The sequence below is a fragment of the Microbacterium sp. 05N427 genome (assembly GCF_056397105.1).
The window spans coordinates 201609-225623 of the sequence record NZ_JBFTMT010000007.1; the positions used below are offsets into that span (position 1 = coordinate 201609).

Here is a 24015-nt window from a genome sequence, read left to right on the forward strand (position 1 = left end):
CCAGCCCCGACCCGGCCACCCGACCCGGCCGCCCAGCCCCGACCCGGCCACCCGCCAGCCCCGCGTCAGTGCGAGGGCAGTCCGAACAGGGCCGGCCACGTCGAGGCGACCCAGGGGTAGCCGACGAACACCGCGGCGTCGATCAGGAAGTGTGCGACGAGGAAGGGCAGCAGCCGGCCGGTGCGCAGGAACAGGAAGCCGAACAGCAGGCCCATGCCGAGGTTGCCGATGAACGCGCCCGGCCCCTGGTACAGGTGATAGCTCGCGCGCAGCACGGAGGTGGCGAGGATGATCGTCCACGGGCCCCAACCGAGCTGGCGCAGCCGGGCGAAGAGGTAGCCGAGCACCACGAACTCCTCTTGAACGGAGGCGCGCGCGGCGGACAGCAGCAGCACCGGGATCGTCCACCAGTAGCCGCTCTGGGGGCCCGGGTCGACGGCGACGAACATGCCCCACGCGCGACCCGCGAGGTAGAGCGCGAGGCCGGGGATCCCGATCGCCAGGACGAGCCCGACGCCCTGGCCGGCATCGCGACCCACGCGTGTGCCGTTCAGGCCCAGTGCGCCGAGGTGCGGAGGTGCCGGTCGCCAGAGCAGGAAGCAGACCAGCAGGACCGGGACCACGGAGAACCCGATCCCGAGCACCTGATAGAGGAAGTCGAACAGCTCGCGGTCGGACTGCGAGGGGTTCAGCGTCGCCGTCTGGTCCGCGAGAGGCGTCGGGCGGGACAGACGATCCAGGAGCTGGACGATCGCGTAGACGGCGGACTGGCCGAGTCCGAGGGCGAGCACGATCGCGATCTCCCCGCCGAGTCGCTTCCCGGGCGGAGCATCCGGCGGGGCGAGCGGCAGGGCGATCCTCATGCGACGAGCGTACGCGTCGCCCTGCAGAGGACGTCCAGGAGCGGTGATGTATCCTGAAGAGTCCGGAATCCCGGGCGAAACCCCAGCTGCATAGGATCCCTTCATGGCGCACGCCCTCCGTTCCGATCTCCGCAACGTCGCCATCGTCGCGCACGTCGACCACGGCAAGACCACACTGGTCGACGCCATGCTCCGCCAGACCGGATCCTTCGGCGAGCACGCGCACATCGAAGAGCGCGCGATGGACTCCAACGACCTGGAGCGTGAGAAGGGCATCACGATCCTCGCCAAGAACACGGCGATCACGTACAACGGCGTCCACACCGACACCCCGATCACCATCAACGTGATCGACACCCCCGGCCACGCGGACTTCGGCGGCGAGGTCGAGCGCGGTCTGTCCATGGTCGACGGCGTGGTCCTGCTCGTTGACGCGTCGGAGGGCCCGCTGCCGCAGACCCGCTTCGTGCTGCGCAAGGCGCTCGAGGCCAAACTCCCGGTGATCCTGCTGGTGAACAAGACCGACCGCCCCGACGCGCGCATCGCCGAGGTCGAGGAGGAGGCCCACGACCTGCTGCTGGGTCTCGCGTCCGACCTCGTCGACGACGTGCCGGATCTCGACGTGGACGCGCTGCTCGACGTGCCGGTCGTGTACGCCTCCGGTCGCGCCGGCGCCGCCTCGCGCACTCGCCCGGCGAACGGCGACCTGCCGGACAACGACGACCTCGAGCCGCTGTTCGAGGCGATCCTCGAGCACGTCCCTGCGCCGTCCTATGACGATGAGGCTCCTCTGCAGGCCTGGGTCACCAACCTCGACTCCAGCCCGTTCCTCGGCCGCCTCGCGCTGCTGCGCGTCTTCAACGGCACGCTGAAGAAGGGCCAGACCGTCGCCTGGGTGCGTGCGGACGGCACCACCAGCAACGCCCGCATCACCGAGCTGCTGAAGACCCGCGCGCTCGAGCGCTACCCGGCCGACAGCGCCGGCCCCGGCGACATCGTCGCGATCGCCGGCTTCGAGGACATCACGATCGGCGAGACGATCGCCGACCCGGAGGACGTGCGCCCGCTGCCGCAGATCCACGTGGACGACCCGGCCATCTCGATGACCATCGGCACGAACACCTCGCCCCTCATGGGCAAGGTCAAGGGGCACAAGCTCACCGCGCGAATGGTGAAGGATCGCCTCGACCGCGAGCTGATCGGAAACGTCTCGCTCAAGGTCGTCGACATCGGACGTCCTGACGCCTGGGAGGTGCAGGGCCGCGGTGAGCTGGCGCTGGCCATCCTCGTCGAGAACATGCGTCGTGAGGGCTTCGAGCTCACCGTCGGCAAGCCCCAGGTGGTCACGAAGCAGGTGAACGGCAAGACCCACGAGCCGTTCGAGCACCTCACGATCGACGCGCCCGAGGAGTACCTCGGAGCGATCACCCAGCTGCTCGCGGCCAGGAAGGGCCGCATGGAGGGCATGTCGAACCACGGCACCGGATGGGTGCGCATGGAGTTCGTCGTCCCGTCGCGCGGCCTGATCGGCTTCCGCACCGAATTCCTCACCACGACCCGCGGCACGGGTATCGCCAACGCGATCTCGCACGGCTACGAGCCGTGGGCCGGTCAGATCACCACCCGTCAGAACGGCTCGATCGTCGCCGACCGCATGGGCGTCGTCACGCCGTTCGCGATGATCGCCCTGCAGGAGCGGATGTCATTCTTCGTTCAGCCGACGCAGGAGGTCTACGAGGGCATGGTGATCGGCGAGAACTCCCGCGCCGACGACATGGACGTGAACATCACCAAGGAGAAGAAGCTCACGAACATGCGTGCCGCGAGCTCCGACACCTTCGAGTCGATGACGCCCCCGCGCCTGCTGACGCTCGAGGAGAGCCTCGAGTTCGCCCGTGACGACGAGTGCGTGGAAGTGACCCCCGAGGTCGTTCGCATCCGCAAGGTGGCGCTGGATCAGACCACCCGTGCGCGTGAGACCGCGCGCCTGAAGCGCCAGGACGCGAACGCGTAATCCGCGTCCGATCGAAACGGCCCGTCTGCTCCGGTAGGCGGGCCGTTTCGCGTGCGGGCCGTCAGCGCAGCTCGGAGATGAGCACCGCGGAGGTGCCGGGTTCGAGGGCTTCGAACACGTGCGATGCATCCCCGGGATAGGAGAGGTAGTCGCCGGGCTGGAGCTCCTCGGCGGCGTCCGCGGGGCCGATCAGGGCGCGGCCGCTGATCAGCACCACGTGCTCCGTGGTACCCATGTGGTGCGGTTGCGAGCGACGCGGCTCGCCCGGCTCCGCCTGGATGATGTAGAGGTCGCGGCGGGCGCCGGGGGGACAGGCCGCGATGAGCGTCGCCAGATACGGCGCTGCCGCCGAGGGCACCCCGGCGTGTTCGCCCGCGCGGATCAGGGTCGGGGCGTTCGTGCGCTCCTCGACGAAGGCGGCGAACGGCAGCCCCAGCGCGTCGGCGATGGCCCACAGGGTCTCGACGCTGGGGCCCGAGGATCCGCTCTCCAGCTGCGACACCGTCGCCTTGGACACGCCGGCGCGACGAGCGAGCTCGGAGACGGAGATTCCGGCGGCCTCGCGCTCTCGACGCAGGGACCGGGAGATGCGCGCGCGGAGGTCATCCATGCGGCCAGTATTCCAAACGATCGTTCGCCTTGACAAACGAATTGCCCTTGTTCAGAATGATCGTCATGCGTTCAGCGGAGCGAACGATCGAGAGCGGCCCGGAGGACGACGCCGCCACCGAGGTGCGCGTGGCGCGTCGCGAGGCGCTCGGGGTCGTCCTCGCCACGAGCGCCTATGGGATCTCCTTCGGCGCGCTCGCGGTCGCCAGCGGATTCGACGTCTGGCAGACCTGCGTGCTGAGTCTGGTGATGTTCACCGGCGGATCGCAGTTCGCGTTCGTGGGCGTGATCGGGGCCGGCGGGCTCGCCGCCGCACCCGCCGCGATCGCGTCCGCGCTGCTGCTGGGCGTGCGCAACGTCGCCTACGGCATGCGGATGTCGCCGGTGATCGGTCGAGGGCTCGTCCGGCGCAGTCTCGCCGCTCCGTTCACGATCGACGAGTCCACCGCGGTGTCGCTCGCACAGCGCTCGCCACGGGCGCGCCGCGTCGGATTCTGGATCACGGGCGTCGGGATCTATCTCGGCTGGAATCTGACGACGCTGCTCGGCGCGCTGCTGGGCGACGTGCTGGGGGATCCGAAGACCTACGGACTGGACGCGGCCGCCGCAGCCGCATTCCTCGCGCTGCTGTGGCCGCGCCTGCGCCGTCGCCAGGCGATCGCGGTCGGGATCGCGGCGGCCGCCGTCGCCACGGTGCTCACGCCCGTGCTGATCCCCGGTCTTCCGGTGCTCGTCGCGGCGTTCGTCGCCGTCGTCGTCGGCTGGTTCAACTGGTTCGCGCCGAAGAGCGCCGCCCGGACGCAGGGGGAGGAGGCGGGATGACCCTGTGGAACGCCGTGCTGCTGGCGGCCATCGGCTGCCTGGCCCTCAAGGGTGCGGGCTATCTCGTGCCGGCGTCGGTGCTCGAGGCGCCGCGACCCGCGCGGATCACCGATCTGCTGACCGTCGCTCTACTCGCCGCCCTCGTGGCGGTGCAGACGCTCGCCGCCGGCCCGCACATCGTCGTGGACGCCAGGGTGCCCGCGCTGCTCGTGGCGGCAGGGCTTCTGCTGCTGCGCCAGTCGTTCCTTGTCGTGGTGATCGCCGCCGCGGTCGTCGCGGCTCTCCTGCGGCTCCTAGGCTGGGCCGCGTAAGCTCGGACCGTGCGTGGATCGTGGCTCGGCAGAGCGCTGTCATGGGTGGCCCTGTTCGTGGTGGGGGCGGTGTTCGGTCTCGCGGCGACGGTCACGCACGCGACCTCCGTCTGGGGGCTGCCCTGGGTGGGCCTTGTGCTCGGTGCGGTCGCGTGCGGCGGGATGCTCCTCGCCGTGCGGCTGCTGCTGCACGACCGCTGGGGTGCGCTCGCGACGGGTCTCGGAATGCTCTTGGGCATGGTCGTGATCTCGGGTCGCGGACCCGGCGGCTCGGTCATCGTCCCGAACGATCTGCTGGGCGTGACCTGGACCTGGACGGTCGCCGTGATGGTGCTCCTGGTCGCCGCCTGGCCGGACTTCTCGCGGATCCGCCGTCTCCAGCAGGAGCAGGCGGCCCTGGCCCGGGTGGCGGGAGAAGGGTCCGCCAACGGGTCGTAGACTGGATCCGTGACCTATGTGATCGCTCTTCCCTGCGTCGACGTGAAGGATCGTGCCTGCGTCGACGAGTGCCCCGTGGACTGCATCTACGAGGGTGAGCGATCGTTGTACATCCACCCCGACGAGTGCGTCGACTGCGGCGCGTGCGAGCCCGTCTGCCCCGTGGAGGCGATCTACTACGAGGACGACCTCCCCGAGGAGTGGGCGGACTACTACAAGGCGAACGTCGAGTTCTTCGACGAGATCGGGTCCCCGGGTGGGGCTGCGAAGGTCGGCGTGATCCACCACGACCACCCGGTCATCGCCGTGCTCCCGCCGCAGGGCGAGTAGCGGCCGCCGCCATGTCCGTCCGCGATCTCGCCGACTACCCCTGGGACGCGGTCACCCCGTTCCGTGAGCGTGCGGCTGCGCACCCCGACGGCATCGTCGATCTCGCGATCGGCTCCCCGGTGGATCCCACGCCCGAGATCATCCGGCACGCCCTCACCGAGGCGACCGACGCGCATTCGTACCCGCAGACGGTCGGCACCCCTGCCGTGCGCGAGGCCATCGTGGACTGGTACGCACGGCGCCGCGGCGTGCCCGACCTGCGCGTGGACAACGTGATGCCCACGATCGGCTCCAAGGAGCTCGTGGCGCTGCTGCCGACCCTGCTCGGACTCGGCGCCGGCGACATCGTGGTGCAGCCGCGCGTCGCCTACCCGACCTACGCGGTCGGCGCGCAGGTCGTCGGCGCGACGGTCGTGAGCGAGGACGATCCCGCGCTCTGGCCCGAGGGCGCCAAGCTCATCTGGATCAATACCCCCGGCAACCCGGACGGGCGCACCTGGAGCGTCGGCGAGCTCGCCGCGGCCGTGAGCCGGGCGCGCGAGCTGGGTGCGATCCTCGCGAGCGACGAGTGCTACGCCGAACTCGGCTGGGACGGCCCGTGGGCGAGCGAGCCCGTGCCCTCGGTGCTGGACCCGCGCGTCACGGGAGGAACCAGGGCGGGTCTGCTGAGCGTCTACTCGCTCAGCAAGCAGTCCAACCTCGCCGGCTACCGTGCCGCGTTCGTCGCCGGCTGCGCCCGCGTGGTGGGGGAGATCCTCACCGCCCGCAAGCACCTCGGCCTCATGCCGCCCGCGCCCGTGCAGCACGCCATGGCCGTCGCTCTGCGCGACGACGAGCACGTGGCGGTGCAGAAGGAGCGCTACCGGCAGCGCCGCGACGTGCTGCGGCCCGCGCTCCTCGATGCGGGCTTCCGGATCGACGGCTCCGAAGCGGGCCTCTACCTGTGGGTCACCCAGGGCCGTGACGCCTGGGAGTCCATGGGTGCGCTCGCGGACCTCGGGATCCTGGCCGGACCGGGGCCGTTCTACGGCGAGCATTCTCCGCAGCACGTGCGCCTCTCGCTGACGGCGCCGCTCGAGCGGATCGAAGCGGCCGCGGTGCGCTTGCGCGGAATGGTTTCGTAGCTTTCCACAGGGCCTCGACCGTCACTCTTGGTCGTTTTCACAGTAGGTCTGTGCGCGGACTAGGCTGTATGAGCGACGCGATCACGGGCCCACCGGCACGGATCGCGCATCCCCCACACGAGACGGACGCATGAGGAGGTCTGCGTGAGCGCAGCGGGCGAGCGGCCTACGAAGGCGACGCTGACATTAGGCGACAAGACCGCGGAGTTCCCGATCCTGCACGGCACAGACGGCCACGCCAGCATCGACTTCTCCACCCTGACCAGGCAGACCGGCCACACCGGTCTCGACTACGGCTTCGTGAACACGGCCTCCACCAAATCGGAGATCACGTTCATCGACGGCGACAAGGGGATCCTGCGCTACCGCGGCTACCCGATCGAGCAGATCGCCAACTCCTGCTCCTACCTCGAGGTCGCCTGGCTTCTCATCTACGGTGAGCTGCCGAGCGCCGCGGAGCTGGCGGAGTTCGACGAGAAGATCCGTCGGCACACGCTGCTGCACGAGGATCTCAAGCACTTCTTCTCCGCACTGCCGCACACGGCGCACCCCATGTCGGTGCTGTCGAGCGCGGTCGCGGCTCTCTCGACCTACTACGAGGGCGAGACGGATGTGAACAACCCGGAGCACGTCGAGCTGAACATGGTGCGCATGCTCGCCAAGCTCCCCGTGATCGCGGCCTACGCGCACAAGAAGAGCGTCGGCCAGGCGTTCCTCTACCCGGACAACTCGCTGAGCTTCGTGGACAACTTCCTCAAGCTCAACTTCGGCGTGCACAGCGAGCCCTACGAGATCAACCCGGTCATGTCGAAGGCCCTCGAGCTGCTGCTGATCCTGCACGAGGACCACGAGCAGAACGCCTCCACCTCCACGGTGCGCCTGGTGGGATCCACCGGGGCGAACCAGTTCGCCTCGATCTCCGCCGGCATCCAGGCGCTCTCCGGGCCCCTGCACGGCGGCGCGAACGAGGCCGTGCTGACGATGCTCGGCCAGATCCGCGACTCGGGTCAGAGCGTGCAGCGCTTCGTGGAGCGGGTGAAGAACAAGGAAGACGGCGTGAAGCTCATGGGCTTCGGACACCGCGTCTACAAGAACTACGACCCGCGTGCGAAGCTCGTCAAGGCGGCCGCCGACGAGGTGCTCTCCGAGCTCGGCGTGACGGATCCTCTTCTCGATCTTGCGAAGGAGCTCGAGGAGCTCGCCCTCGCGGACGACTACTTTCAGGAGCGTCGCCTCTACCCGAACGTCGACTTCTACACCGGCGTCATCTACAAGGCCATGGGCTTCCCGACCCGGATGTTCACGGTGCTGTTCGCGATCGGCCGCCTGCCGGGCTGGCTGGCGCAGTGGCGCGAGCTGAACCTCGACCCGCAGACCAAGATCGGCCGTCCGCAGCAGTTGTACACGGGGGCTCCGGAGCGCGAGTTCCGTCGCGGCTGAGCGCCGCACCGCAGAGACGCGAAGAGGGGGATCCGGATCGGATCCCCCTCTTCTGTGCGTGCGGTGTCTGGGCGTACGGCGGCGTCAGCGCCCGGTCGGAGTGCCCTGAGGGCGCGACGACCGACGCCGGCGACGACGGGCGGGCGCCTCACCGGCCGTGGCCGGATGCTGCGCCGCACGGGCCTGGCCCTGGTGCTGCTGGCCCTGCCGGCCCTGGCCCTGGCGCCCCTGGCCGTGACGCGCCTGCCCCGGCGCAGCCGGCTTCTTGGGCGCCTGGCGCTGCGGCTGCTGCACCGGGGCGGGCTTGACGTAGGCCGCGGTCTCTCCGACCAGGGCCCCGACGGCGGGGGAGGTGGCAGAGACCTGCTCGATGTCGGCGGTGATCTTCGCCTTGCGCAGGAGGTCCTTCACATCGCGGCGCTGCTCGGGCGTCAGGACGGTGACGACCGTGCCGGCGGCGCCTGCACGGGCCGTGCGTCCGGAGCGGTGCAGGTACGCCTTGTGCTCGGCGGGCGGATCCACGTGCACGACGAGGTCGACATCGTCCACGTGCACGCCACGGGCGGCCACGTCGGTGGCGACGAGCACGCGCACTCCGCCGTCCGCCGGGTCGGCGGAGAAAGCGGCGAGGTTGCGCTCGCGCGCCCCCTGGGAGAGGTTGCCGTGCAGGTCGACCGACGGGATGCCCGCGGTCGTCAGCACCTTGGCCAGCTTCTTGGCCTGGTGCTTGGTGCGGGTGAACAGGATGCGTCGTCCGCTGCCGGACGCGAGGGTCTGCACGAGATCCTTCTTCGCCTCGGCGTCGGAGACCTCGAGCACGCGGTGGGTCATCTCGCCCACGGGCACGCTGGACTCGTCCACCTCGTGCTTGGCGGGGCGGGGGAGGAAGCGGCGCGCGAGCACGTCGATGCCGTTGTCGAGGGTGGCGCTGAAGAGCAGACGCTGGCCGTCCTTCGGCGTCGCGTTCATGATGCGGGTCACGCCGGGGAGGAAGCCGAGGTCGGCCATGTGGTCGGCCTCGTCGAGCACGGTGACCCGCACCTCGTCGAGGCGCACGAGACCCTGCTTCATGAGATCTTCGAGGCGGCCGGGGCAGGCCACCACGATGTCGACGCCGCGGCGCAGCGCCTCCTCCTGGGGGCGCTGGCTCACCCCGCCGAAGACGGTGGTCACGCGCAGGTTCGCGGCCTTGGCGAGCGGCGCGATGACCGCGGCGATCTGCGAGGCGAGCTCGCGGGTCGGCGCCAGCACGAGACCGCGCGGGTGCTGCGGCCGGGCCTTGGCGCCCGTCAGGCGCGCCACGAGCGGGATCGCGAAGGCGAGGGTCTTGCCGCTGCCGGTGCGGCCACGGCCCAGCAGGTCGCGGCCGGCGAGGGAGTCGGGCAGGGTGCCCTGCTGGATCGGGAACGCTTCGGTCTTGCCGTCGGCTTCGAGCGCGGCGGCGAGTTCGGCGGGCACGCCGAGATCGAGGAAGGTAGGCATGGATATCTCCTGGACCGGATCGTCCGGCCGCATACGGGCGTCTGTTCGACGCGAGAGGTCGCCGCTCGAGAACCGGATCGCGAGGGGGAGCAGGGCTCCGCTTCCAGGGATCGAATCCAGGGGATCCGGGATGGCGACGAGATGCCGGAAGATCCGACATCCCGCCCATCCTACCCTGGATTCCCCGATCTTCGGTTCACGCGTCGACGAGCTCCGGGAGCGGGGTCGCCGAGGTGGTGACCGCGGGGCGGGTGCGCACCACCCAGACGATCGCGCCCGCGAGGAGCGTGGCGACGGCGACGAGTCCCCAGGCGGTGGCGAAGCCGGAGCCGGTGCCGTGCGGAGCCGCGCCGAACACGATGGCGCCGGTCGCGGCCGAGCCGATCGCGGATCCGATCGTGCGGAGGTTCGCGTTCACACCGGTCGCGACGCCGGTGACCGCCGCCGGCACGCTCTGCACGACGATTCCCGCGGAGGCCGCATAGGCCAGTCCGCATCCGATGCCGAAGCCGGCGCCGGCCAGGGCCAGCTGCCACGGCGCCGAGTGCGCGAGAGCGGCGGATGCGCCGGAGAGGCCCATGAGCATCGAGCCGATCACCAGCAGGGTGCGCAGCGACAGGATGCGGTTCAGCGCACCGGTGGCGAAGCCGACGCCGCTCATTCCGATGAGCATCGGGACGAGCATCAGCCCGGCGTCGCGCACCGAGAGGCCCGCACCGCCGGAGGACGTGGACAGCTCCAGGAACTGCGGCAGGTAGCCCCAGAACGCGAAGACGCCGGCCCCGATCAGGAGCGATGCGGCGTTCACCGGCCAGATCGCGGGCGAGGCCAGCAGGCGCAGATCCACGAGCGGCTCCTTCGCGCGGAGCTCGGACACGATCCAGGCGGCGAACGCGAGAGCGGCGAGGCCGAACAACGCGAGCACGGCCGGTGACGTCCAGCCCCAGCGTGAGGCGGTGCTCAGCGGGACGAGCAGCGCCACGAGCCAGGCGGAGAGCAGTACGGAGGAGAGCGTGTTGACCCGGCCCCGTGCGCGGACGCCGCTGTCGCGGACCGTGGCGAGGGTGAGGAAGGCGCCGAGCGCCGCCACCAGGAACGGCACCGCGAACGTGCCGCGCCAGCCGACGAGGTCGGCCAGCGGGCCGGCGAGCACCGTGCCCGCGGCCCCGCCGATGCCGATCACGGCGCTCACCACGCCGATCGCCCCGGTCACCCGCTCGCGCGGCAGGGCGTCGCGCAGCAGGCCGTAAGCGAGGGGGAACAGCGCCCCGCCGACGCCCTGCAGCACGCGGGCGACGATGAGCACCTCGAGTGTCGGGGCGACCGCCGCCAGCACATCGCCGGCCGCGGTGACGCCCAGGGTGATGAGGAAGGTCGTGCGCCGGCCACGCAGGTCGCCGACGCGTCCGAGCGTGGGCGTCGCGACCGCGGCGGCGATCAGCCACGCGGTCATGGTCCAGCTTGCCGCGTCCGCGGTAACGCCGAACTCTGCCTGGATCAGGGGTACGAGCGGGATGACGAGGTTCTGAAGAAGTGCGATGGAGGAGACCGCCACGGCGATCGCGACCAGGATCGAAGTGGATGAGCGGGACATGAGTTCCCTTCCGGAGCCTGGAGAAGAGGGGTAAAGTGGAGGGAGACCTCCGAACGGAGGATGCCTCCGGATTGAGATTACCGGAGGGTCCCTCCGGTTTGCAAGAGGTTTTCCGAGACTTTTTGGAAGGGACGGCACGATGGGCGGCCAGAACCGGGCGACGACCACGCTGGAGGAGCGGCGACCGCGCCGCGCCGACGCGGCGCGGAACTTCGACGCCCTCGTCGCGGCAGGGCGCGAGGCGTTCGCCGAGGACGGGTCCGGCGCCTCGCTCGAGGACATCGCCCGCCGGGCCGGTGTGGGCATCGGCACGCTGTACCGCAACTTCCCGACCAGGGACGACCTGATCGAGACGCTCTACCTCCGCGAGGTCGCCGCGCTCGCGGACGCCGCCGACGAGGTGGCCGACCTGCCGCCGTGGCCGGCGCTCGAGGCCTGGCTGGGCCGGTTCATCGAGTACGTGGGCACCAAGCATGTGCTGCTGGACGGCCTGAATCGGGAGTCGTCGGTGTTCGCGGAATGCCGCGGCGTGATGCTGGGTGCGGGGGAGCCGCTGCTGCGGCGCGCGCAGGCGGACGGTGCGGTCAAAGGGGACGTCGCGATCGCCGACGTCGTCAAGCTCATCGCCGGTGTGAGCGCGGTCGCCTACGACGACGAGGAGCAGCGCCGCCGCGTGCTCGGCCTCGCGATCGGGTCGCTGCGCTCCTAGGCGTGCAGCGCCTCGTTGAGCGTGACGCCCACACCGGCGCGGCGCACGGCCTCGACGGCGCCGGAGAGCGAGTTGCGGCGGAACAGGATCCCGTTCTCGCCGCTCAGCTCAGCGCCCTTGACCACGGGGCGGCCGCCGTCGGCCAGCGGTGCGCCGTCGGCGAGCACGATCTTGGTGCCGGCCGTGACGTAGAGCCCCGCCTCGACGATGCAGTCGTCGCCGAGGGAGATGCCGATGCCGGCGTTCGCGCCGAGCAGGGTGCGTGCACCGATCGAGACGCGATGCGTGCCGCCGCCGGAGAGCGTGCCCATGATCGAGGAGCCTCCGCCGATGTCGGATCCATCGCCGACGACGACGCCCTGCGAGATCCGGCCCTCGACCATGGAGGCTCCGAGCGTTCCCGCGTTGAAGTTCACGAAGCCCTCGTGCATGACGGTGGTGCCAGGGGCCAGGTGGGCGCCCAGGCGCACCCGGGAGGCGTCGGCGATGCGCACCCCCTCCGGCAGCACGTAGTCGGTGAGCCGCGGGAACTTGTCCACGCCGGAGATCTGGATCCCCGCGCGCTGCAGCAGCGGGCGCAGCCGCGTGGCGTCGGCGGGGAGCATCGGGCCGGCGCTGGTCCAGGCGATGTTCGGCAGGTGCGCGAAGATGCCGTCGAGGTTCAGCTCGTTGGGGCGCACCAGGAGGTGTGAGAGCGCGTGCAGGCGCAGGTAGGCGTCGGCGGTGGAGGCCGGAGCGGCGTCCAGGTCGATCGACAGCTGCACCGCTTCGACGGTGACGTTGCGGCGCTCATCCGGACCGGCGAGGGCCTCGAAGGTCATGGCGGAGGCGGCGAGGTCTCCCGCAGACGGCGCGACCGCGCCGATCTCGGCGAACCAGGCGTCCAGGACAGTGCCGTCGCCGGCGATGGTGGTCAGTCCGGAGCCGTGGATCCTGCGCGCGTCGGTCATGCCTCCACGCTACCGAACCCCGCCCCCAGCTTCCCCTTCATGACGCGGCGCTAGGGTGGGGACCATGCCGCTCGATCTCACCGCCTCCGCGGCGGACATCACCCGCGCGATCTGCGACATCCCCAGCGTCTCGGGGGAGGAGAAGCCCCTCGCCGACCTGATCGAGGAGGCCGTGCGCGCGCTCGGCCATCTCGAAGTGCTCCGTGACGGCAACACGATCGTCGCCCGGACGAACCTGGGCCGCGCGCAGCGGGTCGCGATCGCCGGCCACATCGACACGGTGCCCATCAACGACAACGTGCCCACGCGCGACGTGGAGATCGACGGCGAGGCGCTGATCTGGGGGCGCGGCACGGTCGACATGAAGGCCGGCGTCGCGGTGCAGCTCAAGCTGGCCGCCGAGCTCACCGAGCCCGTGGTCGACATCACCTGGATGTGGTACGACAACGAGGAGGTCGAGGCCGCACGAAACGGCCTCAAGCTGCTCGCCGATCACCGGCCGGATCTGTTCGAGGCCGACTTCGCGATCCTCGGCGAGCCCTCGAACGGCGAGGTCGAGGGCGGCTGCAACGGCACCCTCCGCGCGGTCGTGCGCACGACCGGCGTGCGCGCGCACTCGGCGCGCGCCTGGATCGGCGAGAACGCGATCCACCGTGYGGCGCCGATCCTGGCGCGTCTCGCCGAGTACCGTCCGCGCGAGGTCGCCGTCGACGGCCTGGAGTACCGCGAGGGGCTGAATGCCGTGCGGATCAGCGGCGGCATCGCCGGCAACGTGATCCCCGACGCCTGCGAGGTCGAGGTGAACTACCGCTTCGCCCCGAACAAGTCCGCGGCCGACGCCGAGGCGCATGTGCGCAACGTGTTCGCCGGGTTCGCGGTCGAGATCACGGACGTCGCCGAGGGCGCTCGCCCGGGTCTCGACGCCCCGATCGCACGGGAATTCGTCGCCGCCGTCGGCGCGACGCCGAAGCCGAAGTACGGGTGGACCGACGTGGCGCGGTTCTCCGCGTTGGGCATTCCCGCGGTCAATTACGGACCAGGCGATCCGCACCTCGCGCACCACGACGAGGAGCGGGTGCCGCTCTGGCAGATCACGGCCACCGAACGGGGCCTGCGTTCCTGGCTCAGCGGTGTCTGAGCTCGCGGCAACGGCGGCGCCTCGCCGACGCAATGCGGCCGCAGCGCCGCGATGGGCCGCCCGGTTCTACGCGCGCACGCCCGCCTGGGCGGGGATACTCGCGATCTACCTCGGCGCCCGCCTGATCACCACGGGCCTGATGTTCTGGGCGACGGAGCTGTCCGGCGCGCCGGGCTCGCGGTTCGGGCACGGGGCGTCGATGGCCTCGTTCGTGACCGGGTGGGACGCGCAGTGGTATTGGTACATCGTCGTGTACGGGTACCCGGCTGACCTCCCTCTCGGCCCGGATGGGCACATCACCCAGAACTCGTGGGCCTTCCTGCCCGTGTATCCGTGGGTCTCGCAGGTCTTCGCTCTCCCGTTCGGCAACGGCGGCTGGGGCGTGGGCGCCGCTCTCGTCTCCCTGGTGGCGGGCTATCTCTGCTGCCTCGTGCTGTTCCGGATGATGCGCGGCCGGATCGGGCGGATGGCGGCCGTGTGGACGGTCGTCTTCTTCGCCTCCGGCCCCCTGGGCGCCCTCTTCCAGGTGGGCTACGCCGAGGTCCTGAACATGCTGTTCCTGCTGCTCGCCCTGGACGGCCTGATCCGTCGCCGCTATGTGCGGCTGTATCCGCTGATCGTGCTGATGGGCTTCACCCGGCCCGGCGTGCTGGCGTTCGCACTCATGCTCGGCCTCATGCTCGTGGTGCGCTGGGTGCGGCGGAGGGCGGATCCGCTCACCGGCCGTGAGATCGCGCACTACCTCGCTCTCGGAGCGCTCGGCGTCGTGGTGGGCTTCGCGTGGCAGGTGATCGCGGGCATCGTGACGGGCGTGCCGAACGCCTACCTCGAGACCGAGTTGAGCTGGCGCGGATTCTGGATGCCGCAAGACGGGCAGGCCGTGTTCTCGCCGTTCGAGGGGTGGCTGAGTGCGGTGCCCTATTGGGCGCAGCTGCTGGGTCTGCCCGGATGGCTCGGGCTCGTGATCCTGGCCCTGCTCGTCCTGCTGTTCGCCGCGGCGCTGATCTTCGGTCCCGGCGTGCGGCGACTCGGTCCGGAGATCCGTCTCTTCGCGGCGAGCTACGCGCTGTACCTGCTGGCCGTGTTCTTCCCGCAGTCCAGCACGCTGCGGCTCATGTTCCCGCTCGCGCCGCTCTGGGGCGCGGTCGGGTGGCGCCGCTCCTGGTGGCTGCGCATCGGGGTGCTGGTGGCGTGCATCGGCGTGCAGGCGCTGTGGATCGCGAACGTGTACGGCTACGCGAACACCTTCTGGCGCGTGCCCTGAACCGCGTAGAACACGAGCCGTCCCGGCCGTGCCGCGGTAAGCGGTGTCCCAGCACCCACTAACATGGGAGTTGTAGACCACCGAGGAAAGGGAGCACCGCGATGGCAGCGATGAAGCCGAGGACTGGCGACGGACCCATGGAGGCCGTGAAGGAGGGCCGGCTGATCATCGTGCGCGTCCCGCTCGAAGGCGGCGGGCGCCTGGTCGTCTCCGTCAACGACGCAGAGGCGAAGGAACTTCACGACGTGCTGAGCAGCGTCGTGGCACCCGCCTGAACGATCCGCACGATTGTACAGATCCAGATCTTCTCAGATCTTCTCAGATCTTCGAAAGGCCCGCTTCCTGCGGGCCTTTCGTCATTCCGCGATGCCGGTCAGCTGCAGCAGGCCCTCTCCGACCGTGCTCAGCGCGGCGAGGACGGCGGGGGACTGCTGGGTCTCCTGGATGAGAGAACGGTAGGCGACCGTCACCTCGTCGCGCTGCACCGGATCCGCGACCCTGCCGCCGGCGAGCACGCGCGGCACGAGGACGGTCCCTCCGGCGCGCACGAGTCGCAGGCCGTGCTCGACGTACTCGATCACGTTCTCCGGATCCGCGTCGACCAGCACGATGTCGTAGGCGGCCTCGTTCATGCGGGGCAGCACGTCGGCGGCCCTGCCGGCGATGAACCGCGCGCGCGTCGGCGCGATCCGCGCGTCCTGGAAGGCGCTGCGGGCGGCGGCGAGATGCTCCGGCTCGTTATCGATCGAGGTCAGCACGGCCTTCGGGGCTCCGCGCAGCAGCCACAGGCCGGAGACGCCGGCACCCGTGCCGATCTCGACGATCGAGCGCGCACCGGTGGCCGCGGCGAGCACGGCGATCTGGGCTCCGACGGCGGCGCTGATGGGCTGCGCGCCGAGCTCGACCGCGTGCGCGCGCGCCCGTGCGATCTCATCCGGTTCGATGATGGCTTCGCGCACGTACCGTGCGTTGGCGTCCTGCTCGCTCACTTCGACTCCCTGGCGGTCGCTCAGTGCTCCGCATGTTCCCCAGAGTATGCGTCCTCCGTGTCCGCGCGGGCGAGGCGCGGCGGTACCCTTGTGACATGTTCTTCGGCATCACCATCGAGAAGCTGCTCGTGATCGGCGTGATCGCTGCCCTTCTCGTGGGCCCCGAGCGCCTTCCGAGGTACGCGGAGTCGTTCGCGCACATGGTCAAGAAGGCCGGCGATTACCTGCGCGGCGCCAAGGATCGCATGCGCGAGGAGGTCGGGCCGGAGATCGACGAGCTCGACTGGCGCAAGCTCGACCCGCGGCAGTACGACCCGCGTCGCATCATCCGCGATGCGCTGCTGGACGACACCCCCGCCACGCCGACCCCTGCCACGCCGACCCCTGCGGCTCCGGCTCCGGCGATCGAGGCCGCACCGACGCCCGCCGCCGCGGGCTCAGCCGCCGCACTGCTGGCCACCGCGACCGCGATGAACGCGGCCTCGGCCTCAGGCGAGACCGTGCCCGCGACGAGGGGGCCGAGGGTGTTCTCCGCCGAGGAGCTTCCCCCCTACGACAGCGAAGCCACCTGAGCCCGCTCAGCCCGGTGTGACCGGTAGGCGGCGCCCCGCGAGGCCGCGGCCCGCCTGATCTATCGCGTCCGCGACCGCGAGGATCGCGCGCGCCGCGGGATCCTGCGGATCCCCGAGCACGACCGGCATTCCGGCATCGCCGCCGGTGCGCAGCGCAGGACTCAGCGGCACGGACGCGAGCAGCGGGACGGGATCCCCGTCCCGCGAGAGCGCGTCCGCCACGGCCTGCCCTCCGCCGGAGCCGAACAGATCCAGCACGGTACCGTCCGCCAGGGTCAGGGCGGCCATGTTCTCCACGACCCCGATCACGCGCTGGCCGGTCTGCCGTGCCACGAGCGCACTCCGGATCGCCACATCGGATGCGGCCTCCTGAGGCGTGGTCACGACGAGGACCTCGGCGTGCGGCAGGAGTTGGCCGAGCGTGATCGCGATGTCGCCGGTGCCCGGCGGCATGTCGATCAGGAGCACGTCCAGGTCGCCGAAGAACACGTCGGTGAGGAACTGCTGCACGGTGCGGTGCAGCATGGGCCCGCGCCACGCGACCACGGATTCGCCCTCGCGCAGGAACATCCCGATCGAGATGGTCTTCACCTCGTGCGCGACCGGGGGCAGCATGAGGTCGTCGATCCGGGTGGGCTGCGTGCCGGGGGCGATTCCGAGCAGGCCGGGGATCGAGAAGCCGTGCACGTCGGCGTCCATCAGGCCGACCCGACGACCGCGGGCGGCCAGCGCAACCGCGAGGTTGGCGGTGAGGGAGGACTTGCCGACCCCGCCCTTGCCGCTCGTGACGGCGATCACGCGCGTGAGCGAGTCCGGGCCGAACGGCATCTGCCGGGGAGCCCTGCCGTCGCGCAGGCGCTCGGTGAGCGCGCGGCGCTCCTCCGGGGTCATCACGCCCACCGCGACCTCGACGGCCTCGATCCCGGGGACGGCGGCCGCGGCCGCGTGCACGTCGGACTCGATCCGCGTGGCCGCGGGGCAGCCGACGATGGTGAGCGCGATCCCGACGTGCGCGACCGCGCCGTCCACCGTGATGTCGCGGAGCATGTCGAGGTCGGCGAGCGGACGGCGCAGCTCGGGGTCGGTGACGGCGCCGACCGCGCGACGGACCGCGTCGGCGAGTTCGCCGGTCACGGAGTCTGCTCCGCCGGATCCTCGTCGCGCAGCTCGGCCAGCATCGCCCTGAGCTCTGCACGCAGCACTTCCCGGGTGACGCCCTGGGACGAGCGCTCCTCGAGCGCCATCCGCAGCGCGACGATCTCCCGGGCCAGGTACTCGGTGTCGGCGAGGTTGCGTTCGGCGCGCTGCCGATCCTGCTCGATCTGCACGCGGTCGCGGTCGTCCTGCCGGTTCTGCGCGAGCAGGATCAGGGGAGCTGCGTACGAGGCCTGCAGCGAGAGGATGAGCGTGAGCAGGGTGAAGTTCGTCGCGGCGGGGTCGAACTGCCACTCCTTGGGCATCGCGATGTTCCACCACAGCCAGACGATGACGAACACCGACATCCCGATGAGGAAGCCGGAGGTTCCCATCGCCCGTGCGAACGCCTCGGAGAAGCGGCCGAAGGTGTCGCTCGACGGCGTCGAGGACGAGCCGCGGCCGAGCATGCCGGAGCGGCCGCGGGGCAGGTCCAGCCCGCGACGGCCCGACTTGGCCATCATCCCGCCGCTCCCGGCGCCTTGACGGGCCGTGCGGATCCGCTGTGGTCATCGGCGTCGTGCGAGCGCCAGTCGTCGGGGAGCAGGTAGTCGAGCACGTCGTCGACGCTGATCGCGCCGACGAGCCGGTGCGCCTGATCCACGACGGGGAGCGAGACGAGGTCGTAGCTGGCGAGCATGCGCGCCACCTCGGCCGCGGACGCCGTCGCGGGCACGGGTTCGAGCGTGTCGTCGACGATGGCGCCCAGCCGTTCGTGCGGGGGATAGCGCAGCATGCGCTGGAAGTGCACGACGCCGAGCAGCCGTCCCGTGGGCGTCTCGAACGGCGGCAGCGTGATGAACACGGCGGCGGCCAGCGCGGGGTGCAGCTCGTGCCGGCGGATCAGGGCCAGCGCCTCGGCGACCGTGGCGTCGGCGGAGAGGATGATCGGCTCTGGGGTCATCAGGCCGCCCGCGGTGTCGGGGCTGTAGCGCAGCAGCATGCGCACGTCCTCCGCCTCCTCCGGCTCCATGAGCTCGAGGAGGTGCTCCAGGCGGCCCTGCGGCAGCTGCGCGAGCAGGTCGGCGGCGTCGTCCGGCTCCATCTGGTCGAGGATGTCCGCGGCGCGCTCGTCGCCGAGGCGATCCAGGATGTCCATCTGGTCGTCCTCAGGCATCTCCTCGAGGGCGTCGGCGAGCCGCTCGTCCGGAAGCTCCTCTGCGACCTCGATACGGCGCTGCTGGGGCAGGTCGAGCAGGGTGTTCGCGAGGTCGGCGGGGTGCATCTCGGAGTAGGTGGCGACGAGCTGCTCGGCCGACTGCGCCTCACCGGGACGGTTGTGCTCGTGCACCTGGCTCCAGGTGGCGAACGTGGTCGGTCCCTTCGCGAACGGAGAGGCACTGGTCTTGGGCTTGCGCAGGAAAAGCTGGCTCACGGACCACTCGCCGAGTCGATTCGGCTCGATCGCGACGTCCTCGATCACCGCCGTGCCGGAGGCGTCGGAGAAGTCGACACGCCGGCCGACGAGCTCTGCCATGATGCGCACCTCGCCGTTGCGCGGCTTGAAGCGGCGCACGTTCATCAACCCGGACGTGATGACCTGTCCGGTGCTGATCGAGCCGACCCGTCCGATCGAGAGGAACACCTGCCGGCGGCCGGGGATCTCGCACACCAGGCCGATCACGCGAGGAGCCGCGCTACTTCGGTACACGACGACGACGTCCCGGACTTTCCCGATCCGGTCGCCGGCGGGGTCGAACACAGCGCACCCGGCCAGGCGCGCGACGAAAACCCGCTGTGTGCTCATGGGTTCCAGCGTACTGTCCGAAACCCTGCGAACCGGGGCCGGTGACGGTATCCGGCAGCCATGACGCGGCCGCATGGAAGAATGGTCCGATGAGCATGCTCAACACGTCAGGACCCGCGGGCGAGATCGGCGAGACGGTCGCCACTGTGACCGAGTACGAGGCCGCGCAGAAGCTCGTCTCGCAGCTGATCGCGGGGGAGATCCCGGCGAGGGCGATCGCCATCGTCGGCGTCGGCGTGCAGACGGTGGAGCGGGTCACCGGCCGCCTCGGCTATGCGAACGCGGCCCGCTCCGGCGCGGTCAACGGCGTGCTCATCGGACTCTTCCTCTCGGCGATCTTCGTGCTGGGCAACCCCGCCGTGCCGATGCAGGCCTTCGTCGGGATCCTTTTCGTCGGTGTCGCGATCGGCATGATCCTGAGCCTCATCACGTACTCGATCGTGCGCCGTCGCCGCGACTACGCGAGCGTCATGCAGCTCAAGGCAGACCACTACGAAGTCACGGTGCTGCCGGATTCCGTCGGCAAGGCGCGTCAGCTGCTCGGTCGGGCCGTGACGCCCATTCCGCAGCCCGGCCCGGTCGCCGGCCCCGCGGCCGGTTCCGCCGCCGGTACCGTGGCTGCGCCTCCCCAGTACGGCGAGCGGATCGAAGAGCCGCCGCGCTACGGAGAGCGCATCGTGCCGCAGCGCCCGCCGATGCCGCCCGTCCCGCCTGTCCCGTCGGTCGCCCCGGTGCCGGTCGAGGATCAGCCGGTCGAAGACCCGGCCGCCGAGGGCGAGAACCCGGCTGAGGGCGCGAACCTCGCTGAGGGCGAGAACCCCGTCGAGGGCGAGAATCCGGCTGAGGGCGAGAACCCCGCCGAGGGCGAGAACCCGGTGGGCGACGGCGCCTCGCGATGACCGCGCTCCCCGGGGAGCGGTTTCGGATCCCGGTCCCGCTCCCTGCCGGAACGGTCGAGGTGTCGGCGGCGTTCGGCCCCGCGAGCGGTGACCTCGACGGCGGGGCCGACGCGCCGATCGTCGTGATCGCCCACGGCGCGGGGGCGGGCATGGACCATCCGTTCCTCCTCGGATTCTCCGCCGCCCTGCAGACCGCGGGCCTGCACACCCTGCGGTTCACCTTCCCGTACCTCGAGGCGGGGCGACGCATGCCGGGTCCCGCCGCGCACGCGATGCTCACCTGGCGTGCGGTGATCACGGCGGCGCGCGAGCGCGTATCCGGATCCCTCGTCGCGTGCGGCAAGTCCTATGGCGGACGGATGGCGTCGATGGCCGCCGCCGAGGAGGCCGGCCTCGACGCGGACGCGCTGGTCTACCTGGGCTATCCGCTGCATCAGCCCGGCAAGCCGGAGAAGCCCCGGACCGAGCACCTGCCGGCCGTGGCGCAGCCGCAGCTCTTCGTGGAGGGCACGAACGACCCGTTCGTGCAGCCGCTGTCGCAGCTCGAGGAGGCCGTGGCGTCCTGTCAGGACGCGCGGATCGTCTGGATCGACGGCGGCGGGCACTCGTTCGAGGTGAAGGGCCGCAAGCGCCCGGCCGACGAGATCGGGGCGGAGCTCGCACCGCTCGTCGCCGAGTTCGCGCGGTCGGGTTTCGTGATCGGTGCGGCCGAGCCCGGCGCATCAGGCAAGGACGCAGAGGGAGACGCATGAGCACGGCGGAGGAGCTGGACGCGATCGGGATCGACAGGCTGCGCGAGATCGGCAGCCTGAAGTGGTCGGTGTTCCCCGAGGCGATCGGCGCGTTCGTCGCCGAGATGGACTTCCCGCCCGCCCCGGCGATCGTCGCCGCCATGAAGGGGGCGATCGACGACGGCCTGACCGGATACCTGCCGGCGGCCGTGCGGACGCGCATGACCGAGGCGACCGCGCGATGGCAGAAAGACCGCTACGGCTGGGATGTGCCGGCGGAGCGGATCCGCCCCGTGCCGGACGTGCTGACCGCGCTGCGCGCCACGATCGACTACTTCACCGCGCCCGGGTCGAAGATCGTGCTGCCCACGCCTGCGTACATGCCGTTCCTGACGATTCCGGCGATGCACGATCGCGAGATCATCGAGGTGCCGATGCTGCTCGAGGACGGGCGCCACGTCTACGACCTGGACGGTATCGACCGCGCGTTCGCGGACGGCGGCGGACTGCTGATCCTGTGCAACCCGTACAACCCGCTGGGGCGCGTGTTCGAGCGGGCCGAGCTCGAAGCGGTCGCGGAGGTCGTCGCACGGCATGGCGCTCGGGTGTTCTCGGACGAGATCCACGCGCCGCTCGTCTTCACGCCGCATCGGCACGTGCCCTATGCGAGCATCAGCGCGGTCGCTGCGGGACACACGATCACCGCGGCGAGCGCCTCGAAGGCGTTCAACCTGCCGGGCCTCAAGGCGGCGCAGGTGATCCTCACGAACGACGCGGATGCCGAGACGTGGGCGCGGCCGGAGGTCGCCTGGGCCGAGCACGGCACGGCGAACCTCGGCGTCATCGCGACCACGGCGGCCTTCGACGACAGCCGGGAGTGGCTCGACGGGACGCTCGACTACCTCGACGGCAACCGCCGGATCCTGGGCGAGCTCCTCGCGGAACACATCCCGGACATGGGCTACCGCGCTCCCGAGGGCACCTACATCGCGTGGCTGGACGCGCGCGGTCTCGGCATCGAGGGCTCACCCGCCGCGTTCTTCCGCGAGCACGCGGGCGTCGCCATGACGGACGGAGTCTCCTGCGGCGCCGCGGGGGAGGGCTACTTGCGCTTCATCCTCGCGACGCCCCGTCCCGTGATCGAGCAGGCCGTGCGCCAGATGGCCGCAGCCCTCCGCGAGCGCGTCGCGCGCTGACGCCGGATCCGCCCGCTCATCCGTCGAGGCCCCCTCGCACGATCGAGGCCCCCTCGCAGTTACGCAACTGCGAGGGGGCCTCGACGCTCAGAGGGGGTCTCGACGTCCGCCGCCCGCCGGACCGCAGCGCATGCCCTCCGTCAGGACGCGGATCCCTGCACGCGGGCGATCCAGGCCTCGACCTCGGCGGAGGTGCGGGGGATGGCGGCCGAGAGGTTCACGGGGCCGTCGGCGGTGATGAGGATGTCGTCCTCGATGCGCACGCCGATGCCGCGGTACTCCTCTGGCACGGTCAGGTCGTCGATCTGGAAGTACAGACCGGGCTCGATCGTGAACACCATGCCGGGCTCGATCCGGCCGTCGTAGTACATCTCGCGGCGGGCCTGGGCGCAGTCGTGCACGTCGATGCCGAGGTGGTGGCTCGTGCCGTGCACCATGTAGCGGCGGTGCTGGCCGCCCTTGTCGGCGTCGAGCGCCTCTTCCGCGGTGACCGGGAGCAGGCCCCACTCGGCGGTGCGGCGGGCGATCACGTCCATCGCTGCCGCGTGCACCTCGCGGAACAGCACGCCGACCTTCGCGGCGGCGAAGGCGGCGTCCGCGGCCTCGACCACGGTGTCGTAGATCCGGCGCTGCACGTCGCTGAACGTGCCGCCCACGGGCAGCGTGCGGGTGATGTCGGCGGTGTACAGGCTGTCGGCCTCGGCCCCCGCGTCGACGAGAATCAGGTCGCCCGGCAGCACGGCGCCGTCATTGCGGGTCCAGTGCAGGTAGCAGGCGTGCGGGCCGGACGCGGCGATCGTGTCGTAGCCCTCCCAGCTGCCGTCGCTGCGGGCGCGCTGGTGGAAGACGCCCTCGACGATGCGCTCGCCGCGGGGATGCGCGATCGCGCGCGGGAGCTCGCGGATGATGTCGTCGAACCCGTTCGCGGTGATCTCCACCGCGCGGCGCATCTCAGCGACCTCGAAGTCGTCCTTGACGAGGCGCAGCTCGGAGACGAACTGGGTGAGCTCGCCGTCCTCGTCGACCACGAGGTCGTGATCGCCCGGCGCGAAGTCCGCGAGGTGCGCGGTGGCCACGCCCAGGTCGGCGGCGACGCCGGCGAGTGCGGGACGGGGCCCGATCCAGAATTCACCGATCGTGGCGTCGGAGTAGAACTCGCTCGTGGTGCGGTCCGCGCGCTCGCGGAAGTACAGCGTCACGTCGTGGCCGTCTGCCGTGGGCTCGAAGACGAGCAGGGAGTCGGGCTCCGCGTCGGCGGCCCACCCGGTGAGGTGCGCGAACGCCGAGTGCGCGCGGAACGGGTAGTCCGTGTCGTTGCTGCGCTGCTTGAGGGATCCGGCGGGGATCACGAGGCGCTTGCCGGGGAAGGCCGCGGACACGGCCGCTCGCCGGACCGCGGCGTACGGCGCCTGCGCGCGAGGATCCGGCAGGGCTTCGGGGCGCTCGGCCCAGCCTGCGGAGATGGTGTCGAGGAAGCCCTGGGGGAAGGGCTGTCGGCGGTTGGTGGTCGTCGTCGAGGTCGTCGCGGTGGCGGCATCGCCCTGCTGCTCGATCGTGTCGTGCTCGGAGGTCATGGATCCATCCTCTCACCGGCCGGCG

25 protein-coding genes are annotated in these 24015 nt (G+C 70.9%); 15 read left to right on the forward strand and 10 right to left on the reverse strand.

Going from position 1 to position 24015, the window contains the following annotated elements:
• Positions 1-65: 65 nt before the first annotated feature.
• Complete coding sequence (locus tag AC1DG4_RS09110) at positions 66-863, reverse strand: CPBP family intramembrane glutamic endopeptidase (RefSeq protein ID WP_477377092.1); 798 nt, start codon at positions 861-863, stop codon at positions 66-68.
• Between the two features lie 103 nt (positions 864-966).
• Here AC1DG4_RS09110 and typA point away from each other — a divergent pair, with 103 nt between their 5' ends.
• Positions 967-2877, forward strand: coding sequence for a translational GTPase TypA (gene typA, locus AC1DG4_RS09115; protein ID WP_477377094.1), 1911 nt, complete (start codon positions 967-969; stop codon positions 2875-2877).
• Positions 2878-2938: 61 nt separating this feature from the next.
• Here the strand turns inward: typA and AC1DG4_RS09120 are convergent, their stop codons facing one another.
• Positions 2939-3487, reverse strand: coding sequence for a helix-turn-helix domain-containing protein (locus tag AC1DG4_RS09120; protein ID WP_477377096.1), 549 nt, complete (start codon positions 3485-3487; stop codon positions 2939-2941).
• A 65-nt stretch (positions 3488-3552) separates the two neighbouring features.
• Between AC1DG4_RS09120 and AC1DG4_RS09125 the strand changes: the two genes are divergently transcribed.
• The 6 genes from AC1DG4_RS09125 (at position 3553) to AC1DG4_RS09150 (ending at position 7951) form a co-directional block, all read left to right on the forward strand.
• Complete coding sequence (locus AC1DG4_RS09125) at positions 3553-4308, forward strand: AzlC family ABC transporter permease (protein ID WP_477377098.1); 756 nt, start codon at positions 3553-3555, stop codon at positions 4306-4308.
• Entirely contained in the window at positions 4305-4619 is a 315-nt protein-coding gene (locus tag AC1DG4_RS09130) for an AzlD domain-containing protein (RefSeq protein ID WP_477377100.1), read from the forward strand. Before AC1DG4_RS09125 ends, AC1DG4_RS09130 begins: the two co-directional genes overlap by 4 nt.
• Positions 4620-4628: 9 nt before the next feature.
• On the forward strand, positions 4629-5057 hold the full coding sequence (locus tag AC1DG4_RS09135) for a histidinol dehydrogenase (RefSeq protein WP_477377102.1): 429 nt from the start codon (positions 4629-4631) through the stop codon (positions 5055-5057).
• A 9-nt stretch (positions 5058-5066) separates the two neighbouring features.
• Positions 5067-5387, forward strand: a complete 321-nt coding sequence (fdxA, locus tag AC1DG4_RS09140) for a ferredoxin (protein ID WP_045272231.1) — start codon at positions 5067-5069, stop codon at positions 5385-5387.
• An 11-nt stretch (positions 5388-5398) separates the two neighbouring features.
• The gene (gene dapC, locus AC1DG4_RS09145; RefSeq protein ID WP_477377104.1) at positions 5399-6511 is read left to right on the forward strand and encodes a succinyldiaminopimelate transaminase; all 1113 of its coding nucleotides are present in this window, start codon (positions 5399-5401) and stop codon (positions 6509-6511) included.
• Between the two features lie 144 nt (positions 6512-6655).
• The gene (locus tag AC1DG4_RS09150; protein ID WP_477377106.1) at positions 6656-7951 is read left to right on the forward strand and encodes a citrate synthase; all 1296 of its coding nucleotides are present in this window, start codon (positions 6656-6658) and stop codon (positions 7949-7951) included.
• An 84-nt stretch (positions 7952-8035) separates the two neighbouring features.
• On the opposite strand, the gene AC1DG4_RS09155 is transcribed toward AC1DG4_RS09150, so the two are convergent.
• Both AC1DG4_RS09155 and AC1DG4_RS09160 read right to left on the reverse strand, forming a co-directional pair.
• Positions 8036-9433: a DEAD/DEAH box helicase gene (locus AC1DG4_RS09155; RefSeq protein ID WP_477377108.1), complete on the reverse strand. Its 1398-nt coding sequence runs from the start codon at positions 9431-9433 to the stop codon at positions 8036-8038.
• Positions 9434-9629: 196 nt separating this feature from the next.
• Complete coding sequence (locus AC1DG4_RS09160; RefSeq protein ID WP_477377109.1) at positions 9630-11027, reverse strand: MFS transporter; 1398 nt, start codon at positions 11025-11027, stop codon at positions 9630-9632.
• Between the two features lie 139 nt (positions 11028-11166).
• Here AC1DG4_RS09160 and AC1DG4_RS09165 point away from each other — a divergent pair, with 139 nt between their 5' ends.
• Positions 11167-11736, forward strand: a complete 570-nt coding sequence (locus AC1DG4_RS09165; protein WP_477377111.1) for a TetR/AcrR family transcriptional regulator — start codon at positions 11167-11169, stop codon at positions 11734-11736.
• Here the strand turns inward: AC1DG4_RS09165 and dapD are convergent.
• On the reverse strand, positions 11733-12686 hold the full coding sequence (gene dapD / locus AC1DG4_RS09170; RefSeq protein WP_477377113.1) for a 2,3,4,5-tetrahydropyridine-2,6-dicarboxylate N-succinyltransferase: 954 nt from the start codon (positions 12684-12686) through the stop codon (positions 11733-11735). The two genes, AC1DG4_RS09165 and dapD, sit on opposite strands and share 4 nt — an antisense overlap.
• 64 nt (positions 12687-12750) lie before the next feature.
• Between dapD and dapE the strand changes: the two genes are divergently transcribed.
• The 3 genes from dapE to AC1DG4_RS09185 all read left to right on the forward strand — a co-directional run bounded on the left by dapE (position 12751) and on the right by AC1DG4_RS09185 (position 15363).
• Positions 12751-13824, forward strand: coding sequence for a succinyl-diaminopimelate desuccinylase (gene dapE, locus AC1DG4_RS09175; RefSeq protein WP_477421190.1), 1074 nt, complete (start codon positions 12751-12753; stop codon positions 13822-13824).
• Complete coding sequence (locus AC1DG4_RS09180) at positions 13817-15088, forward strand: hypothetical protein (RefSeq protein WP_477377117.1); 1272 nt, start codon at positions 13817-13819, stop codon at positions 15086-15088. Before dapE ends, AC1DG4_RS09180 begins: the two co-directional genes overlap by 8 nt.
• A 101-nt stretch (positions 15089-15189) precedes the next feature.
• Positions 15190-15363, forward strand: a complete 174-nt coding sequence (locus AC1DG4_RS09185; protein ID WP_477377119.1) for a DUF3117 domain-containing protein — start codon at positions 15190-15192, stop codon at positions 15361-15363.
• 81 nt (positions 15364-15444) lie between these two features.
• Here the strand turns inward: AC1DG4_RS09185 and AC1DG4_RS09190 are convergent, their stop codons facing one another.
• Positions 15445-16077 carry an O-methyltransferase gene (locus AC1DG4_RS09190; protein ID WP_375907281.1) on the reverse strand — a complete coding sequence of 211 codons (633 nt, stop codon included), beginning with the start codon at positions 16075-16077 and terminating at the stop codon, positions 15445-15447.
• 95 nt (positions 16078-16172) lie between these two features.
• On the opposite strand from AC1DG4_RS09190, the gene AC1DG4_RS09195 reads away from it, so the two are divergent.
• The gene (locus AC1DG4_RS09195; RefSeq protein ID WP_477377121.1) at positions 16173-16649 is read left to right on the forward strand and encodes a twin-arginine translocase TatA/TatE family subunit; all 477 of its coding nucleotides are present in this window, start codon (positions 16173-16175) and stop codon (positions 16647-16649) included.
• Between the two features lie 6 nt (positions 16650-16655).
• Here the strand turns inward: AC1DG4_RS09195 and AC1DG4_RS09200 are convergent, their stop codons facing one another.
• Genes AC1DG4_RS09200 through AC1DG4_RS09210 form a run of 3 tightly spaced genes read right to left on the reverse strand, consistent with a single transcriptional unit; the run spans position 16656 to position 19590 of the window.
• The gene (locus AC1DG4_RS09200) at positions 16656-17783 is read right to left on the reverse strand and encodes an Mrp/NBP35 family ATP-binding protein (RefSeq protein WP_477377123.1); all 1128 of its coding nucleotides are present in this window, start codon (positions 17781-17783) and stop codon (positions 16656-16658) included.
• Complete coding sequence (locus AC1DG4_RS09205) at positions 17780-18304, reverse strand: DUF1003 domain-containing protein (protein WP_477377362.1); 525 nt, start codon at positions 18302-18304, stop codon at positions 17780-17782. The genes AC1DG4_RS09200 and AC1DG4_RS09205 overlap by 4 nt, the downstream gene beginning before the upstream one ends.
• Positions 18304-19590, reverse strand: coding sequence for a magnesium transporter (locus tag AC1DG4_RS09210; protein WP_477377125.1), 1287 nt, complete (start codon positions 19588-19590; stop codon positions 18304-18306). The genes AC1DG4_RS09205 and AC1DG4_RS09210 overlap by 1 nt, the downstream gene beginning before the upstream one ends.
• An 89-nt stretch (positions 19591-19679) precedes the next feature.
• Here AC1DG4_RS09210 and AC1DG4_RS09215 point away from each other — a divergent pair, with 89 nt between their 5' ends.
• Genes AC1DG4_RS09215 through AC1DG4_RS09225 form a run of 3 tightly spaced genes read left to right on the forward strand, consistent with a single transcriptional unit; the run spans position 19680 to position 22416 of the window.
• The gene (locus AC1DG4_RS09215) at positions 19680-20489 is read left to right on the forward strand and encodes a YflT domain-containing protein (RefSeq protein ID WP_477377126.1); all 810 of its coding nucleotides are present in this window, start codon (positions 19680-19682) and stop codon (positions 20487-20489) included.
• On the forward strand, positions 20486-21241 hold the full coding sequence (locus AC1DG4_RS09220; protein WP_477377128.1) for an alpha/beta hydrolase family protein: 756 nt from the start codon (positions 20486-20488) through the stop codon (positions 21239-21241). Before AC1DG4_RS09215 ends, AC1DG4_RS09220 begins: the two co-directional genes overlap by 4 nt.
• On the forward strand, positions 21238-22416 hold the full coding sequence (locus tag AC1DG4_RS09225) for a MalY/PatB family protein (RefSeq protein WP_477377130.1): 1179 nt from the start codon (positions 21238-21240) through the stop codon (positions 22414-22416). Before AC1DG4_RS09220 ends, AC1DG4_RS09225 begins: the two co-directional genes overlap by 4 nt.
• Positions 22417-22556: 140 nt before the next feature.
• Here AC1DG4_RS09225 and AC1DG4_RS09230 read toward each other — a convergent pair whose 3' ends face one another.
• Complete coding sequence (locus AC1DG4_RS09230) at positions 22557-23990, reverse strand: aminopeptidase P family protein (RefSeq protein WP_477377132.1); 1434 nt, start codon at positions 23988-23990, stop codon at positions 22557-22559.
• Positions 23991-24015 lie beyond the last annotated feature (25 nt).

What these genes read in the sequence shown, in the direction of transcription:
- AC1DG4_RS09130 (WP_477377100.1), top strand. Translation starts at nt 4,305, where the DNA reads ATGACCCTGTGGAACGCCGTGCTGCTGGCGGCCATCGGCTGCCTGGCC.
- AC1DG4_RS09120 (WP_477377096.1), bottom strand. Translation starts at nt 3,487, where the DNA reads ATGGATGACCTCCGCGCGCGCATCTCCCGGTCCCTGCGTCGAGAGCGC.
- AC1DG4_RS09230 (WP_477377132.1), bottom strand. Translation starts at nt 23,990, where the DNA reads ATGACCTCCGAGCACGACACGATCGAGCAGCAGGGCGATGCCGCCACC.
- AC1DG4_RS09185 (WP_477377119.1), top strand. Translation starts at nt 15,190, where the DNA reads ATGGCAGCGATGAAGCCGAGGACTGGCGACGGACCCATGGAGGCCGTG.
- AC1DG4_RS09155 (WP_477377108.1), bottom strand. Translation starts at nt 9,433, where the DNA reads ATGCCTACCTTCCTCGATCTCGGCGTGCCCGCCGAACTCGCCGCCGCG.
- AC1DG4_RS09195 (WP_477377121.1), top strand. Translation starts at nt 16,173, where the DNA reads ATGTTCTTCGGCATCACCATCGAGAAGCTGCTCGTGATCGGCGTGATC.
- AC1DG4_RS09160 (WP_477377109.1), bottom strand. Translation starts at nt 11,027, where the DNA reads ATGTCCCGCTCATCCACTTCGATCCTGGTCGCGATCGCCGTGGCGGTC.
- AC1DG4_RS09220 (WP_477377128.1), top strand. Translation starts at nt 20,486, where the DNA reads ATGACCGCGCTCCCCGGGGAGCGGTTTCGGATCCCGGTCCCGCTCCCT.
- AC1DG4_RS09165 (WP_477377111.1), top strand. Translation starts at nt 11,167, where the DNA reads ATGGGCGGCCAGAACCGGGCGACGACCACGCTGGAGGAGCGGCGACCG.
- AC1DG4_RS09110 (WP_477377092.1), bottom strand. Translation starts at nt 863, where the DNA reads ATGAGGATCGCCCTGCCGCTCGCCCCGCCGGATGCTCCGCCCGGGAAG.
- AC1DG4_RS09215 (WP_477377126.1), top strand. Translation starts at nt 19,680, where the DNA reads ATGAGCATGCTCAACACGTCAGGACCCGCGGGCGAGATCGGCGAGACG.
- AC1DG4_RS09205 (WP_477377362.1), bottom strand. Translation starts at nt 18,304, where the DNA reads ATGGCCAAGTCGGGCCGTCGCGGGCTGGACCTGCCCCGCGGCCGCTCC.
- dapD (WP_477377113.1), bottom strand. Translation starts at nt 12,686, where the DNA reads ATGACCGACGCGCGCAGGATCCACGGCTCCGGACTGACCACCATCGCC.
- AC1DG4_RS09125 (WP_477377098.1), top strand. Translation starts at nt 3,553, where the DNA reads ATGCGTTCAGCGGAGCGAACGATCGAGAGCGGCCCGGAGGACGACGCC.
- dapC (WP_477377104.1), top strand. Translation starts at nt 5,399, where the DNA reads ATGTCCGTCCGCGATCTCGCCGACTACCCCTGGGACGCGGTCACCCCG.
- AC1DG4_RS09210 (WP_477377125.1), bottom strand. Translation starts at nt 19,590, where the DNA reads ATGAGCACACAGCGGGTTTTCGTCGCGCGCCTGGCCGGGTGCGCTGTG.
- AC1DG4_RS09225 (WP_477377130.1), top strand. Translation starts at nt 21,238, where the DNA reads ATGAGCACGGCGGAGGAGCTGGACGCGATCGGGATCGACAGGCTGCGC.
- typA (WP_477377094.1), top strand. Translation starts at nt 967, where the DNA reads ATGGCGCACGCCCTCCGTTCCGATCTCCGCAACGTCGCCATCGTCGCG.